Source organism: Luteimonas wenzhouensis, from assembly GCF_007859305.1.
Lineage (GTDB): Bacteria > Pseudomonadota > Gammaproteobacteria > Xanthomonadales > Xanthomonadaceae > Luteimonas > Luteimonas wenzhouensis.
On record NZ_VOHE01000001.1, the window covers coordinates 297,959 to 312,749 of the forward strand.

Sequence of the window (14,791 nt, forward strand, 5' to 3'; positions counted from 1 at the left end):
CCTGCCCGGCCGCCGGCCCCCGCGCGGGGCTTCAGCGCGCCTGGAGTTCCCGCACCCAGATGTTGCGGAAGCTGACTTCGGAGCCGTGATCCTGGAGGTAGATCGGCGCGCAGCCGTGCGGGGCGTAGCTCGGCGCGCCGCGGTACTCCGTGGTGCCGGCGATGACGGTGTCGTCCTGCACCAGCACGCCGTTGTGCAGCACGGTGATGCGCGCCGGGGCCAGTAGCCCGCCGCCGTCGGAAAAGCGCGGCGCCTTCCAGATGATGTCGTAGGCCTGCCACTCGCCCGGCGGGCGCGAGGCGTTCACCAGCGGGATCGCCTGCTTGTAGATCGAGGCCGCCTGGCCGTTGGCGTAGGTGGGGTTGTCGTAGCTGTCGAGCACCTGCAGTTCGTAGCGTTCCTGCAGGAAGATGCCGCTGTTGCCGCGGTCCTGTCCGTCGAATCCGCGGGTCCCGGCCGGCGTGCGCCACTCGATGTGCAGCTGGATGTCGCAGAAGTCCCGGCGGGTGCGGATGCCCCCGGTGCCGGGCACGACGGTCATCGCGCCGTCGGCCACCTTCCACGGGGCGTCGCCGCCCCGCTCCGATTCCCACGCCGCCAGGCCGGAGCCGTCGAACAGCACCACCGCGTCCGAGGGCGCCGCCCCGACGGGCGTGGCCACGACCGGCGGCACCGGCGTCCAGGCCTCGGTCTTTTCCGGATCGGCGGACGGGTCGTGGGCCAGTGCCACCGCGGCCGCCAGCACGCCGCCGGCCAGCACGCCGGCGCGCACGGCCGCGGCCCTGCGGCACGGATGGAAAGAGGCCGCGCGCATCACCGCGTCGCCCATGCCGGCGTGCCCGGCTCGTAGGGCAGGTCGCCGTCGTAGTGGCCCGGCACCGGGTCGTAGCGCAGCACCTGGGTCGCGCCGACCTCCGAGGTGAAGAAGCTGAAGATCACCAGCTGCTTGATCATCGTGAACCAGTGCACCCCGCCCGCGCTGCCCGACCCGTCGGCGGACACCCAGGCCCCGCGGGCACGCTCGGCGGCCTCGCGGTCCGCTTCGGTGAGCAGCTGCAGGCGGTCGGCCTGCGGCAGGGACAGGAAGCTGCCGCCGGCGCGCCGGTCCAGCTCGACCAGTCCTGCGCGGAACGCGGCCTGGTCCTCGGGGCCGTAGCAGTCGGTGACGAAGCGCGCCATGAACGCGCCCACCTCCGCGTCCTTCGCCCCGGGCGTGTCGGTGCGCGGGATGATCGCCTCGGCGATCTCGTCGAGCAGCGCCACGTCCCGTGCGCCGAAGGCGGTGGCGCCCGGTTCCGCCGGCGCCTGCGCCACGAGGAGGGCCGGATTGCCCACCATCGCCACGCCGGTGGCGGCCGCGATCATCTTCAGCAGTTCACGACGTTCCATCACAGGTTCCCCGCCTTGAGTTCGCGCACCGCATGGTCGGCGGCGCGCGCGGTCAGCGCCATGTAGGTGAGCGACGGATTGACGCAGCTGGCCGAGGTCATGCAGGCGCCGTCGGTCACGTACACGTTCGGCGCGTCCCACACCTGGTTGTGCGCGTTGAGCACCGAGGTCTTCGGGTCGCGGCCCATGCGCGCGGTGCCCATCTCATGGATGCCCCGGCCGGGGGCGTAGTTGCCCTCGTAGGTCCGCACGTCGCGCACGCCCGCCGCCTCCAGCATCTCGGCGGCATCGGCGGCCATGTCCTTGCGCATGGCGCGCTCGTTGTCGCGGATCGAGACGTCCATCGCCAGCACCGGCAGGCCCCACTTGTCGCGCACGCTGTGGTCCAGGCGGATGGTGTTGTCGTGGTAGGGCAGCATCTCGCCGAAGGCAGTCATGCCGATGGTCCAGGCGCCCGGGGTGCTCAGCGCCTCCTTGAGCCCGGTGCCGATCCCCAGTTCGGCCACGGCCCGCGACCAGCCCTCGCGGCCCGCCCCGCCCTGGTAGCCGAACCCGCGCAGGTACTCGCGCCGGTCGTTGCCGACGTTGCGGAAGCGCGGGATGTAGAAGCCGCACGGCCGGCGTCCGGAGTAGTACCGGTCCTCGTAGCCGTCGACCACACCCTGAGCGCCGACCTCGAAATGGTGGTCCATGACGTTGTGGCCCAGTTCCCCCGACGAGGAGCCCAGCCCGCCTTCCCACACGTCGGTGGCAGAGTTCATCAGGATCCAGGTCGAGTTGAACGCCGACGCGTTGAGGAAGATGACCCTGGCCGTGTACTGGTAGGTCAGGCCGGTCTCGGCGTCGATGATCTCCACCCCTCGGGCACGCTTGCGGTCCTTGTCGTACAGCACTTCCTTGACGATCGAGAACGGCCGCAGGGTCAGGTTGCCGGTCTTCATCGCCGCCGGCAACGTGGCCGACTGGGTCGAGAAATAGGCCCCGAACGGGCAGCCCAGGATGCACTTGTTGCGATACTGGCAGTTGGCCCTGCCCTGCTCCGGCCGCGGCTCGGTGATGTTGGCGGTGCGCGAATGGATCAGGCGGCGGCTGCCGCCGAAGGCCTTGAGGATGCGCGCGGCCACGTCCTTCTCGACCACGTTGAGCGGGACCGGCGGCAGGAACTTGCCGTCCGGCAGCACGTCCAGCCCCTCTACCGTGCCGGCGATGCCGGCGAAGGTCTCCACGTAGTCGTACCAGGGCGCCAGGTCCTCGTAGCGGATCGGCCAGTCGACGGCGATGCCCTCGCGCGCGTTGGCCTCGAAGTCCATCGGCGAGAAGCGGTAGCTCTGGCGTCCCCACAGCAGCGAGCGGCCGCCGACGTGGTAGCCGCGGAACCAGTCGAAGCGCTTGACCTCCACGTAGGGGCAGTCGGTTTCGTCGGCCCACATGCCGTCGGTGCTCTCCGACAGCGGGTAGTCCCGGCGCAGCACCGGGTGCGCTTCCTTCATCGCCTGCGTGGGCACGTTGCGGTGCGGATAGTCCCAGACCTCCTTGTGCGCGTTGACGTAGTCCTTGATGTGCTCGATGTTGCGGCCACGCTCGAGCATGAGCACCTTGAGTCCCTTCTCGGCCAGTTCCTTGGCGGCCCAGCCGCCGCTGATGCCCGAGCCGACGACGATCGCGTCGTAATGGTTGTTCGCCATGTATGACTGATTCCTGGAAGTGGGCCGATGGTTACACGTCGCAGAGGCCGATGGCTTCGCGCAGGGAGGCGACCGGATCGGGTGCCGAGGGCATGAACTCCTGCGCGATGTATCCGTCGAAGCCGGTGTCGCGGATCGCGCGGCAGATCGCGGGGTAGTTGAGCTCCTGGTCCGGCCCGATCTCGTGCCGGCCCGGCACGCCCGCGGTGTGGTAGTGCACGAACCAGCGGTGGTGGCGGCGGATGGTGGCGATGATGTCGCCCTCCATGATCTGCATGTGGTAGATGTCGTAGAGCAGGCCGAAGTGGTCCGACCCCAACATCTCGCACAGCGCCACGCCCCAGGCCGAGCGGTCGCAGAGATAGTCGGGATGGTCGACCCGCGAGTTCAGCAGTTCCATCACCAGCCTGACGCCGCGCTTCTCGGCATGGCCGAGGATGCGCTTGAGGCCGGCGGCCGCGTTGGCCATGCCCTCGTCCGGGTCCATGCCGGCGCGGTTGCCGGAGAAGCAGATCAGGTTGCGGTAGCCGGCGTCGGCCACCAGGTCGATGTGGCGGGTGTAGCGCGCCACCAGTTCATCGTGGAAGCGCGTGTCCGCGAACCCCTTCTCCAGCCCGAGTTCGGCGCCGTTGCACATCGAGCTGTCCACGCCGTGCGCCTTGAGCACGGGCCAGTCGTCCGGGCCGACCAGGTCGATGGCGGCAAAGCCGATCTGCCTCACCGTGCGGCACAGCGCGTCGATGGGCATCCGGGCGAACGTCCAGCGCGCCACGGAGTGCCTGAGATTGCCCTTCAGCGGCTGCCCGGCCGTGGCGGGCGACGCGGCGAGCGCGGGTGTCGCCAGCCCCACGGCGCCGGCCGTCGCGGCGCGCAGCACCTCGCGCCTGGTGAATCGATCACTCAAGGCAGCCTCTCCCGAATGGCCCGCGGCGCCCACCAGGCGCGGCTGCGTCGCGCCGCGCGCCGGACCCCAGGACCGGCCCGGCACGATACGGCTTGCGGCAACGATGCCCAAGCCGGCGGCCGACAGGTTCGTGAAGCCCGGCGCCGACGGACGCGCTTGGATTCCGCGTGCGGCGGGCGGGCGGGTTTGCGGGGGTCCCGATCATCCACCGGCCTCCCAACCAGTGACGCGATTCTGCGCGGATGCAATCGATTGCACGATAACAACCACGACACTGATTGCAAGCCTTCGCGGCCCCGCGGCGCAGCCTGTCCGGGCCCGGCCGACGGTGCGGCACCGCAGCATGCGCGGGCGGCCATTGCGGGATCGCGTGGACACGCCGGGCGAAGGGTCCGGCCTGATCCACCATCAGCGGCCCGATGCGCCGTTGCGGCGGGCGGCGGCGGATCCAGTGATGCCTGAGACATCAATAATAACATTTGATAATTGACTTGAACCTGCTTAACCTCTATCATTGCGGCGTGAGACCCCTGCTGCCATGATGACGTCCGCCCAACTCCGCGCCGCACGTGCCCTGCTCGGCATCGACCAGCGCCGCCTGGCCGAACTGTCGGGGGTGTCGCTGCCCACGATCCAGCGCATGGAGGCCAGCGAGGGCACCGTGCGCGGCGTGGTGTCCAGCCTGACCAAGGTGGTCGAGGCGCTGGACGCGGCAGGGGTGGAACTGATCGGCGACGACCAGCCCAGCAGCGGCCGCGGACGCGGCGTGCGACTCAAGCAACGCACGGGCGCCTGAGCGATGTCGCGGTTCGACCTCCCCCGCTACCTGCGCCAGTTCGAGCCCAAGCTGCTCACCGTCATGCGCGAGGGCTACGGACTGGCGGCGCTGCGCGCGGACGCCGTGGCCGGCCTCACCGTGGCGATCGTCGCCCTGCCGCTGGCGATGGCGCTGGCGATCGCGTCGGGTACCACGCCCGCCGTGGGCCTGCACACCGCGATCGTCGCCGGTTTCCTGATCTCGGCGCTGGGCGGATCGCGGGTCCAGATCGGCGGGCCCACCGCCGCGTTCATCCCGGTCGTGTTCGTGGTCATCCAGCAGCACGGGATGGGCGGCCTGATCCTGTCCACGCTGATGGCGGGCCTGATGCTGGTCGCCGCCGGTCTGCTGCGCCTGGGCACGCTGATGCGGTACATGCCGCAGCCGGTGATCACCGGCTTCACCGCGGGCATCGCCGTGAGCATCTTCTCCAGCCAGGTCAAGGACGCCCTTGGGCTGGAGATGGGCGAGGTGCCGGCGGAGTTCGTGGCGCGGTGGCAGGCTTATGCCGCGCACGCCGGCACCCTGGAGCCGGCCGCGCTCGTGCTGACCGTGCTGGGGCTGGCGATGATCCTGGGCCTGCGGCGCTGGCGTCCGTCCTGGCCGGGGTTCCTGATCGCGCTGGCCGTGTGCACCGTGGCCGCCGGCGCGCTGGCGCTGCCGGCCGAGACCATCGGCAGCCGCTTCGGCGACCTGCCGGCCACCCTGCCGCAGTTCCAGCTCCCGCGGATCCCGTTCGAGCGCACCCACGAACTGCTGCCCAGCGCCTTCACCATCGCGTTCCTGGCCGGGGTGGAGTCGCTGCTGTCGGCGGTGGTCGCCGATGGCATGACCGGCGGGCGCCATCGTTCCAACGCCGAACTGGTCGCACAGGGCGTGGCCAATGTCGGCTCGGCGCTGATCGGCGGCCTGCCCGCGACCGGTGCGCTGGCACGCACCGCCACCAACGTGCGCGCCGGCGGGCGCACCCCGGTGGCCGGCATGCTCCACGCCGGCTTCCTGCTGCTGTTCATGCTGCTGCTCGCGCCGCTGATGCGCTACGTGCCGCTGGCGGCGCTGGCCGCGGTGCTGCTGGTGGTGGCCTGGAACATGGCCGAGGTGGAGCAGTTCCGCAACACGCTGTCGGCGCCCTGGGGCGACCGCATCGTGCTGCTGGCGACCTTCTTCCTGACGGTGCTGTTCGACCTCACCGTCGCGATCCAGGTCGGCGTGGTCCTGGCTGCCCTGGTGTTCATGGTGCGGATGGCGGACGCGGTGGAGATGCGCACCGAAGCCGAGGTGCCGCCGGACGACGAAGCCGCCGGCGAGGAAGGCTTCGCCCAGCGCGCCCACCTGCCCGACGGGGTGGAGGTCTACCGCATCGGCGGCCCGCTGTTCTTCGGCGTGGCCGACCGGATCGGCAACCTGCTTGACGGCCTGCCGCAGAAGCCGCGGGTGCTGATCCTGCGCATGCGCCAGGTGCCGGTGATCGACGCCAGCGGCGTGCACGCACTGCGTTCGCTGGCCGCGCGCTGCCACCGCAAGGGCATCGCGCTGATCATCTCCGGCCTGCAGGCGCAGCCGAACCGGGTGATCGCGGGCATGCGCCTGGAAAAGGCGCCGGGCGAGGTGTATTTCGCCTCTTCCTTCGAACCGGCGCTGGCCAAGGCCCGCGCCCTGCTGGCCGAGCGGCCGCGCGACGCGGCGCGCTGAGGCGCCGCGCGCCTCCACGCGCGGCGCGCGGCGCGGCACAATGGCGCCATGGATCCAGCGGCTACCCCCTCCCCTTCCCCCGCCTCCGCGCTGACCATCGCCGGCTCCGACTCCGGCGGCGGCGCCGGCATCCAGGCCGACCTGCGCACCTTCGCCGCGCACGGCGTGCACGGGCTGTGCGCGATCACCGCCCTCACCGCCCAGCACACCCGCGGCGTGACCGCGGTGCACGTGCCTCCGGCCGGCTTCCTGCGCGCCCAGATCGACGCCTGCTTCGACGACTTCCGGGTCGGCGCGGTGAAGCTGGGCATGCTGGCCAGCACCGACGTGATCCACGCAGTGGCCGACGCGCTCGAGGCGCATGCGCCGGCCTACGTGGTGCTCGATCCGGTGATGGTGGCCACCTCCGGCGCGAAGCTGCTCGAGGACGAGGCGCTGGAGGCGCTGCGTACGCGGCTGGTCCCGCGCGCCCACCTGCTGACGCCGAACATCCCCGAGGCCGAACTGCTCACCGGCATGCGCATCGGCGACGCCGCCGCGGCCGAACGCGCGCTCGAGGCGCTGCGCGCGATGGGCGGCGGCGCGGTGCTGCTCAAGGGCGGGCACCTGGACGAGGGCGGAGAGGTGGTGGACCGCTACGCCGACGGCGCGGGCCAGGCCACCCTGCGCCATCCGCGCCTGGACCTGGAGGGCCACGGCACCGGCTGCACCCTGGCCGCCGCCGTGGCGGCGGGCCTGTGCCTGGGGAAGGCGATGCCGGTGGCGGTGGCCGACGCCGTGGACTACGTCGGCCGCGCGCTGCGTGGCGGCATCCGGCCGGGCCGCGGCCCGATCCTGGTGCTGGACCACTTCGGGGCCGCCGCCCGATGACCGGGGCGCCGCCGCTCCTGGAGCGGCCGGTCCGCGCCCGCGACGACCACCGCTGGACCCTGTTCGCGCGCATCCCGCCGGCACCGCGCCAGGCGCTGCTGTGGCTGCCGGCGCTGGGCGTGGCCGCGCGCCATTACCTGCCCTTCGCAGATGCCCTGGCCGGGCACGGCGTCGCGGTATTCCTGCACGAATGGCGCGGCAACGGCTCGAGCAGCCTGCGCGCCCGGCGCGGCAGTGACTGGGGCTACCGCGAACTGCTGGTACAGGACATCCCCGCCAGCCAGGCCGAGATGGACCGCCTGCTGCCATCGGCCACGCCCCTCGTGCTCGGCGGCCACAGCCTGGGTGGCCAGCTCGCCTGCTGCCGCCTGGCGCTGGCGCCAGGCACGGCGGACGCGCTGTGGCTGGTGGCCAGCGGCGCGCCCTACTGGCGTACTTTCCCGATGCCCACGCGGGCCTGGTTGCCCTTCGCCTACCGCTTCCTGCCGTGGCTGGCGCGGATGCACGGACACCTGCCGGGGCGGCGGATCGGCTTCGGTGGCAACGAGGCGGCGGGCGTCATCGCCGACTGGGCGCGGACTGCGATCAGCGGCCGCTACGCCGCTACCGGGCTGGCGCGGGACCTGGACGCGGACCTGGGGCTTCTGGCCCATCCGGTGCGCGCGGTGGTGCTCGCGCGCGACTGGCTCGCCCCGCGCGGCTCGCTCGACTTCCTGCTCGGCAAGCTGGGCCGGCCGAAGGCCGAGGTCGCCTGCTTCGACGACCGGCGCCTGGGCGCGCGCGCCGACCACTACGCCTGGATGAAGACCCCCGGCGCGGTCGCCGGCTGGTTGGCGGCTCAGCCGGCGTAGCCGCGCGGATTCATCTGCTGCCAGCGCCAGGCGTCGCGGCACATCGCGTCGACGTCCAGCGCGGCCTTCCAGCCCAGCAGCGCCTGCGCGCGCGAGGGATCGGCGTACACCTCGGCCACGTCGCCGTCCCGGCGGCCGACGATTTCGTACGGCACCTCGCGCCCCGAGGCGCGCTCGAAGGCGCGCACCAGCTGCAGCACGCTGACCCCCGCGCCGGTGCCGAGGTTGACGGTGAAGCCGCGGCCGGTGCGTTCCAGCGCGTCGAGCGCATCGGCGTGGGCACGGGCCAGGTCGACCACGTGGATGTAGTCGCGCACGCCGGTGCCGTCGACCGTGGGCCAGTCGCCGCCGAAGATGCGCAGGCGCTCCCGCCGGCCCACCGCGACCTGGCAGATGTAGGGCATCAGGTTGTTGGGAACACCGGCCGGGTCCTCGCCGATCAGGCCCGAAGCGTGCGCCCCGACCGGGTTGAAGTAGCGCAGCACCGCGGCCTGGAAGCCGGGGTCGGCGGCGCACAGGTCGGCGATGAGCTGCTCCATCACCAGCTTGGTGCGGCCATAGGGGTTGGTGACGCGCAGCGGCGCGTCCTCGGTCACCGGCACCCGGTCGGGGTCGCCGTAGACGGTGGCCGACGAACTGAACACCAGCCGCTGCGTGCCCGCCTCCTGCATCGCCCGCAGCAGGTTGAGGGTGCCGGTGATGTTGTTGTCGAAGTAGTCCAGCGGCCGCTCGCAGGATTCGCCCACGGCTTTGAGCGCGGCGAAGTGCAGCACCGCGTCGAAACCGCCGCCCGCCAGCAGCGCGGCGGTGGCCGCGCGGTCGCGCAGGTCCACCTCGTGGAAGGGCAGCGACTTGCCGGTGATCCGCTCGAGCCGCTCGAGCACCGCCGGCGAGCTGTTGCACAGGTTGTCGGCCACGACCAGGTCGTGGCCGCGGGCGGCCAGTTCCACGCAGGTATGGCTGCCGATGTAGCCGGCGCCGCCGAACACCAGGATGCGCATGCGAAGGGTCCTTGCTGGGTCGCGCCCATTATCGCCATGCCGGGAGGCGGCCGTCGCGGCGGCGCGCGCTGGCCTGTCGCGGCCGCATCCTGCGTTGTGCAAGGTCACACGCAGGGATCGGGGAATCCGCGGCCGGATGGCCGGGGCCGGTCCGCTAGACTTGGCCCGCCACCCACTTCCGGACCCCGGATGACCGCACCCCTCCCCGACCGCAACGACATCCGCATCGCCGTCATCGGGCTGGGCTACGTCGGCCTGCCGCTCGCTGCCGCCTTCGGCCGCCGCTACCCGACGGTCGGCTTCGACATCGATGCCACCCGGATCGAGCAGCTGCGCCGCCACCACGACCACACCCTGGAGATGGACGAGGAGGAACTGCGCGCCTCGGTCCACCTCCAGTGCACCAGCGACCCGGCCGACCTGGCCGGCTGCGACGTGTTCATCGTGACCGTGCCCACCCCGATCGACGAGTTCAAGCGCCCCGACCTGCGCCCGCTCGAATCGGCCAGCCGCACCGTCGGCGCGGCCATCGCCCGCGGCGGGGTCGCGATCTTCGAGTCGACCGTGTACCCCGGCGCGACCGAGGAAGTCTGCGTGCCGATCATCGAGCGCGAGTCCGGCCTGCGCTACAACGAGGACTTCTACGCCGGCTACAGCCCCGAGCGCATCAACCCGGGCGACAAGGAGCACCGGCTGGAGAACATCCTCAAGGTGACCTCCGGCTCCACCCCCGAGGCCGCCTACTTCATCGACGCACTGTACGCCAGCGTGGTCACCGCCGGCACCCACAAGGCCTCGAGCATCCGCGTGGCCGAGGCGGCCAAGGTGATCGAGAACACCCAGCGCGACGTCAACATCGCCCTGATCAACGAACTGGCGCTGATCTTCGCCCGGCTAGGCATCGACACCCACGAGGTGCTCGAGGCCGCGGGCACGAAGTGGAACTTCCTGCCGTTCCGGCCCGGCCTGGTCGGCGGCCACTGCATCGGCGTGGACCCCTACTACCTCACCCACAAGGCGCAGCAGATCGGCTACCACCCGGAGGTGATCCTGGCCGGGCGCCGGATCAACGACAGCATGGGCGCGCACGTGGCCCAGCGCGTGGTCAAGCTGATGCAGCAGCGCGGCCTGCGCACCACGGGGGCGCGGGTGCTGGTGCTGGGGCTGGCGTTCAAGGAGAACTGCCCGGACCTGCGCAACACCCGGGTGACCGACATCATCGACGAACTGCGCAGCTACAGCGTCGAGGTCGAGGTGCACGATCCCTGGGTCTCGCCGGCGCAGGCGCGGCACGAGTACGGCATCTCGCCGGTCGCCGAGCCGGCGCCCGGCAGCTACGATGCGGTCATCCTGGCGGTCGCCCACCGCGAGTTCGTGGCCATGGGTGCCGAGGGCGTGCGCGCCCTGTGCCGGCCCGGCGCGGTGGTGTTCGACGTCAAGCGCGTCCTGCCCCGCGGCTGCGCCGACGACTGCCTCTGACACCCCACGGAGTTCCCCGCATGCGCGTGCTCGTCACCGGCGCCGCCGGCTTCATCGGCTCCCACCTCAGCCAGCGCCTGGTCGCGCGCGGCGACGAGGTGCTCGGCTTCGACAACCTCAACAACTACTACGACCCTGCGCTCAAGCAGGCGCGGCTGGACCGGCTGCTGCCGCTGCCGGGGTTCTCCTTCGTCAAGGGGTCGCTCGAGGACCGGGGCACGGTCGAGCGCGCGTTCGCCAACTTCCGCCCGCAGCGGGTGGTGAACCTGGCCGCGCAGGCCGGGGTGCGCTATTCGCTGGAGAACCCGCACGCCTACATCGACAGCAACATCGTCGGCTTCACCAACATCCTCGAGGCCTGCCGCCACGGCGGCGTCGAGCACCTGGTGTACGCCTCCTCGAGCTCGGTCTACGGCGCCAACCGCAAGCTGCCGTTCGCGGTCGAGGACAGCGTCGACCACCCGGTGAGCCTGTACGCGGCGACCAAGAAGGCCAACGAGCTGATGGCGCACACCTACAGCCACCTGTTCGGCCTGCCGACCACCGGCCTGCGCTTCTTCACCGTGTACGGCCCCTGGGGCCGGCCGGACATGGCCCTGTTCCTGTTCACCCGGAACATCCTCGAGGGCAAGCCAATCGACGTGTTCAACCACGGCCGGCACACGCGCGACTTCACCTACATCGACGACATCGTCGAGGGCGTGGTCCGGACCCTGGACCGGGTCCCGGGCCCGGACCCCGACTACGACCCGCTGGCCCCCCATCCGGGCTCGTCGAGCGCGCCGTGGCGGGTCTACAACATCGGCAACCACCAGCCGGTCGAGCTGCTGCGCTACATCGAGGTGCTGGAGGAATGCCTGGGCCGCAAGGCCGAGCGCAACCTGCTGCCGATGCAGCCGGGCGACGTGCCCGACACCTGCGCCGACGTCAGCGCCCTGGAGCGCGATACCGGCTACCGGCCGTCCACCCCGATCGAGACCGGGGTGCGCAACTTCGTGGACTGGTACCGGGCCTACCACAGGATCTGAGCGCGCCCGCGGGGGACTCGCCCGCCGATGTCCGCGCCCGGGGCGTTCCTGCGTTTGTCTGCGTATCGGAAACACACCCGGGGGACCCACCCATGCGCACGCTCCGCCTCGTCGCGGCCATCCTGTTCCTGTCCGTCCTCGCCGCCTGCGCCACCGGCGCGCGGCAGTCCTCCGCCCCGCCGCCGCCGGTCCCGACCCTGGTCGACGACTACCTGATCGGGGTCGACGACGAAGTCCAGGTCTCGGTCTGGCGCAACCCCGAACTCGGCATCACCGTGCCGGTGCGCCCCGACGGCAAGATCTCGGTGCCGCTGGTCGGCGACGTGGTCGCCGGCGGGCGCACGCCCAACGAGGTCGCCGCCGACATCCAGGAGAAGCTGGGCGCCTACGTGCGCGACCCGCAGGTGGCGGTGATCCTCACCCAGCTGCGCAGCCACGAGTACCTGTCGCGGGTGCGCGTGACCGGCGCGGTCCGCCAGCCGGTGTCGATCCCCTACCGCCAGGGCATGACCGTGCTCGACGCGGTCCTGGCCGCCGGCGGCGTGACCGAGTTCGCCGCGCCCGATCGCGCCGACCTGTTCCGCCGCAACGACGACGCCAGCACCACCACCTACGCGGTGCGGCTCGACCGGATCCTGAACCGCGGCGACCTGTCGACCAATTACTCCGTCGCCCCGGGCGACGTCATCACCGTTCCGGAGCGCACGTTCTGATGTCATCCACTTCGCTCCCCGCGCCCCGCGCGCCGCTCCAGGCGCGCAAGGTCGATGCCCCGCAGCCCGACGAGCTGCTCGTCATCCTGTTCAAGGAGGCGCGCAAGCGGGTGGTCGCGATCGCGGCCACCTTCGCCGCGGTGATGCTGCTGACGCTGTTCGTGGGGCTGCAGATCATCCCCCGCAACTACACCTCCTCGATCACGATCCTCGCCCAGGACAGCGACATCATCCAGCCGCTGCTCGAGGGCCGCGCCGTGCCCACCGGCGTGTCCGACCGCGCCGGCCGGGCGCGCCAGATCCTCTACAGCAAGCGCGTGCTCGACCGGATCATCGAGGTCGGCGGCTGGGACGAGCAGAAGATGAGCGCGATCCAGCGCGACAAGCTGATGGAGGACATCCGCAACAACACCGTCATCAGCATCCCGCGCGGCGACCTGGTGCAGATCGACTACCGCGACACCGACCCGGAACGCGCGTTCCTCGTCGCCGACGCCTTCGGCACCCTGTTCATCGAGGAGACCCTCGCGGCCAAGGCGCGGGAAAGCCGCGAGGCCTACGAGTTCATCGACAAGCAGGTCAACGAGTACCACGCCAAGCTGACCGAAGCCGAGCGGAACCTGCAGGATTACCGCTCGCGCAACGCCGACGCCCAGCCGGGGAGCGCCGCGGACGTCAATGCCCGCATCACCTCGCTGCGCAGCCAGGTCGAGCAGGCGCGGATGGAGCTGCTCGAGCAGCAGTCGCGGGAGGCCTCGATCGCGGCGCAGCTGTCGGGCGAGTCCGCGGTGACCGCCGCGCACACCCGCGAGAACCTCTACAACACCCAGCTGATCGAACTGCGCGCCGAGCTCGACCGGCTGATGCTGACCTACACCGAGCGCCATCCCGACGTGGTCCGGGTGCGCCACCAGATCGAGGACGTGCAGCGCGCGCTGGCCGCCGAGCAGCAGCGGCGCTCCCAGGGCGGCGGCGGCCTGCAGTCCGAGGACGCCCAGCTCAACCCGCTGTACAACGAGCTGCGCAGCCAGCTGGCGCAGGCACGGCGCGAGGCGGCGGCAATCCGTTCGCGCATGGGCGTGGCCCAGTCCCTGCTCGACCAGGAGCTCGACCGCAGCCGCCGCATCGCCGCGTCCGAGAGCGTGCTGGCCGAGCTGACCCGTGACTACGAAGTGAACCGCGAGATCTACCAGGACCTGCTGCGCCGGCGCGAGAACGCGCGCGTGTCGATGGGCCTGGACCAGGAAAACCGCGGCCTGACCCTGCGCGTGCAGGATCCGGCGACGATGCCGCTGCGGCCGAGCGGGCTGCGCTTCATGCACATCGCCGCCGCGGGCGCGGTGCTCGCGGTCGGGCTGCCGATCGGGCTGCTGGTGCTGCTGGCCCGCTTCGACCCCAGGGTGCGCTCGCCGCGCCAGATCCCGCAGCGCACCGGCTACCCGCTGCTGACCGTGATCCCGGCCTACCCGACCCCGGGCGAGCGCAGGCGGCAGTCGTTCCGGCTGGTGCTGAGCGGGGCCATGGTCTGCAGCGTGTTCGTGGTCTACGCGCTGGTCTTCGCCCTCAAGGTCGCTACCTCGTGAGGGCCCGCATGCAACTCGATTCCCGCCAGGACAGCCAGATGAATGCAATCCCAGACGACGCGGCCGAGCCCCGCGGCCCCGCGACGTCGCGGTCGATCGTCCGCGCCACGGAGCCGCAGGCACTGACCACCCGCGCCCTCGAAGAGCGGCGCCTGATCCACCGCAACGATTCGGCACGGGTCCAGGCCGATGCGTTCCGCGACCTGCGCACGCGCCTGCTGGCCCTGCGCGGCGACACCAACTTCGTGACCCTGGTGGCGCCGGTCGCCGCCGGCTGCGGCGCCAGCTTCGTGGCCCGCAACCTGGCCGCGGCCTTCGCCTTCGACGAGACCAAGATCGCGACCCTCGTCGACTGCGACGCGCTGCACCCCGCGCAGCACACGGCTCTCGGCCTGGACGCGGCCGGCGGCGGGCTGATGGACTACATCGAAGGCACCGCCAGCGACCTGCAGCAGGTGCACTACCGGACCGGCCTGCCGCGCCTGTACCTGGTGCCCGGCGGCAGCGTGCGCGAGATCACCGGCGAGTCGTTCTCGTCGCTGCGCATGCGCACCCTGATCGATTCGCTGCGCAGCAGCCACTCCAACCGCTACGTGGTCCTGGACAGCCCGCCGGTGCTGCGCTCGCCGGACGCGCGGATCCTGTCCGACCTCGCCGACCTGGTCGTGCTGGTGGCCGGTTACGGGCGCGTGACCACCGACCAGATCGAGAAGGCCGCCTCCAACTTCGACCCGGAGAAGCTGGCGGGCGTCGTCTTCAACGACATCCACTGACGCCAC

The 14,791-nt window shown here is 71.5% G+C and carries 14 protein-coding genes; 9 read left to right on the forward strand and 5 right to left on the reverse strand.

Annotation, left to right across the window (positions count from 1 at the left end; all coding sequences use genetic code 11):
* Positions 1–31 precede the first annotated feature (31 nt).
* Genes FQY79_RS01335 through FQY79_RS01350 form a run of 4 tightly spaced genes read right to left on the reverse strand, consistent with a single transcriptional unit; the run spans position 32 to position 3,924 of the window.
* Positions 32–814: a 3-keto-disaccharide hydrolase gene (locus tag FQY79_RS01335; protein ID WP_146310037.1), complete on the reverse strand. Its 783-nt coding sequence runs from the start codon at positions 812–814 to the stop codon at positions 32–34.
* Entirely contained in the window at positions 814–1,389 is a 576-nt protein-coding gene (locus tag FQY79_RS01340) for a gluconate 2-dehydrogenase subunit 3 family protein (protein WP_027071804.1), read from the reverse strand. Before FQY79_RS01340 ends, FQY79_RS01335 begins: the two co-directional genes overlap by 1 nt.
* Positions 1,389–3,074 carry a GMC family oxidoreductase gene (locus tag FQY79_RS01345; protein WP_146310039.1) on the reverse strand — a complete coding sequence of 562 codons (1,686 nt, stop codon included), beginning with the start codon at positions 3,072–3,074 and terminating at the stop codon, positions 1,389–1,391. The genes FQY79_RS01340 and FQY79_RS01345 overlap by 1 nt, the downstream gene beginning before the upstream one ends.
* Before the next feature lie 31 nt (positions 3,075–3,105).
* On the reverse strand, positions 3,106–3,924 hold the full coding sequence (locus FQY79_RS01350; RefSeq protein WP_246122982.1) for a hydroxypyruvate isomerase family protein: 819 nt from the start codon (positions 3,922–3,924) through the stop codon (positions 3,106–3,108).
* A gap of 592 nt (positions 3,925–4,516) precedes the next feature.
* Here FQY79_RS01350 and FQY79_RS01355 point away from each other — a divergent pair.
* Genes FQY79_RS01355 through FQY79_RS01370 form a run of 4 tightly spaced genes read left to right on the forward strand, consistent with a single transcriptional unit; the run spans position 4,517 to position 8,208 of the window.
* Positions 4,517–4,774 carry a helix-turn-helix domain-containing protein gene (locus FQY79_RS01355; RefSeq protein WP_146310040.1) on the forward strand — a complete coding sequence of 86 codons (258 nt, stop codon included), beginning with the start codon at positions 4,517–4,519 and terminating at the stop codon, positions 4,772–4,774.
* Between the two features lie 3 nt (positions 4,775–4,777).
* Positions 4,778–6,487, forward strand: coding sequence for a SulP family inorganic anion transporter (locus FQY79_RS01360; RefSeq protein ID WP_146310042.1), 1,710 nt, complete (start codon positions 4,778–4,780; stop codon positions 6,485–6,487).
* A gap of 48 nt (positions 6,488–6,535) precedes the next feature.
* A complete protein-coding gene (gene thiD / locus FQY79_RS01365) occupies positions 6,536–7,357 on the forward strand; it encodes a bifunctional hydroxymethylpyrimidine kinase/phosphomethylpyrimidine kinase (RefSeq protein WP_146310044.1) in 822 nt (273 codons plus the stop codon).
* Positions 7,354–8,208, forward strand: coding sequence for an alpha/beta hydrolase family protein (locus FQY79_RS01370; protein ID WP_146310046.1), 855 nt, complete (start codon positions 7,354–7,356; stop codon positions 8,206–8,208). The genes thiD and FQY79_RS01370 overlap by 4 nt, the downstream gene beginning before the upstream one ends.
* On the opposite strand, the gene galE is transcribed toward FQY79_RS01370, so the two are convergent.
* Entirely contained in the window at positions 8,196–9,209 is a 1,014-nt protein-coding gene (gene galE, locus FQY79_RS01375) for a UDP-glucose 4-epimerase GalE (protein ID WP_146310048.1), read from the reverse strand. The two genes, FQY79_RS01370 and galE, sit on opposite strands and share 13 nt — an antisense overlap.
* Positions 9,210–9,398: 189 nt before the next feature.
* Between galE and FQY79_RS01380 the strand changes: the two genes are divergently transcribed.
* The 5 genes from FQY79_RS01380 to FQY79_RS01400 all read left to right on the forward strand — a co-directional run bounded on the left by FQY79_RS01380 (position 9,399) and on the right by FQY79_RS01400 (position 14,785).
* Positions 9,399–10,688, forward strand: coding sequence for a nucleotide sugar dehydrogenase (locus FQY79_RS01380; RefSeq protein WP_146310050.1), 1,290 nt, complete (start codon positions 9,399–9,401; stop codon positions 10,686–10,688).
* 20 nt (positions 10,689–10,708) lie between these two features.
* Entirely contained in the window at positions 10,709–11,716 is a 1,008-nt protein-coding gene (locus FQY79_RS01385) for an NAD-dependent epimerase (protein ID WP_146310052.1), read from the forward strand.
* A gap of 92 nt (positions 11,717–11,808) precedes the next feature.
* Positions 11,809–12,429, forward strand: coding sequence for an XrtA/PEP-CTERM system exopolysaccharide export protein (locus FQY79_RS01390; RefSeq protein WP_146310054.1), 621 nt, complete (start codon positions 11,809–11,811; stop codon positions 12,427–12,429).
* Positions 12,429–14,012 (forward strand): XrtA system polysaccharide chain length determinant, encoded by a 1,584-nt coding sequence (locus FQY79_RS01395; protein WP_146310056.1) that lies wholly within the window; start codon positions 12,429–12,431, stop codon positions 14,010–14,012. Before FQY79_RS01390 ends, FQY79_RS01395 begins: the two co-directional genes overlap by 1 nt.
* A 38-nt stretch (positions 14,013–14,050) precedes the next feature.
* On the forward strand, positions 14,051–14,785 hold the full coding sequence (locus FQY79_RS01400; protein ID WP_146310057.1) for a P-loop NTPase family protein: 735 nt from the start codon (positions 14,051–14,053) through the stop codon (positions 14,783–14,785).
* Positions 14,786–14,791 lie beyond the last annotated feature (6 nt).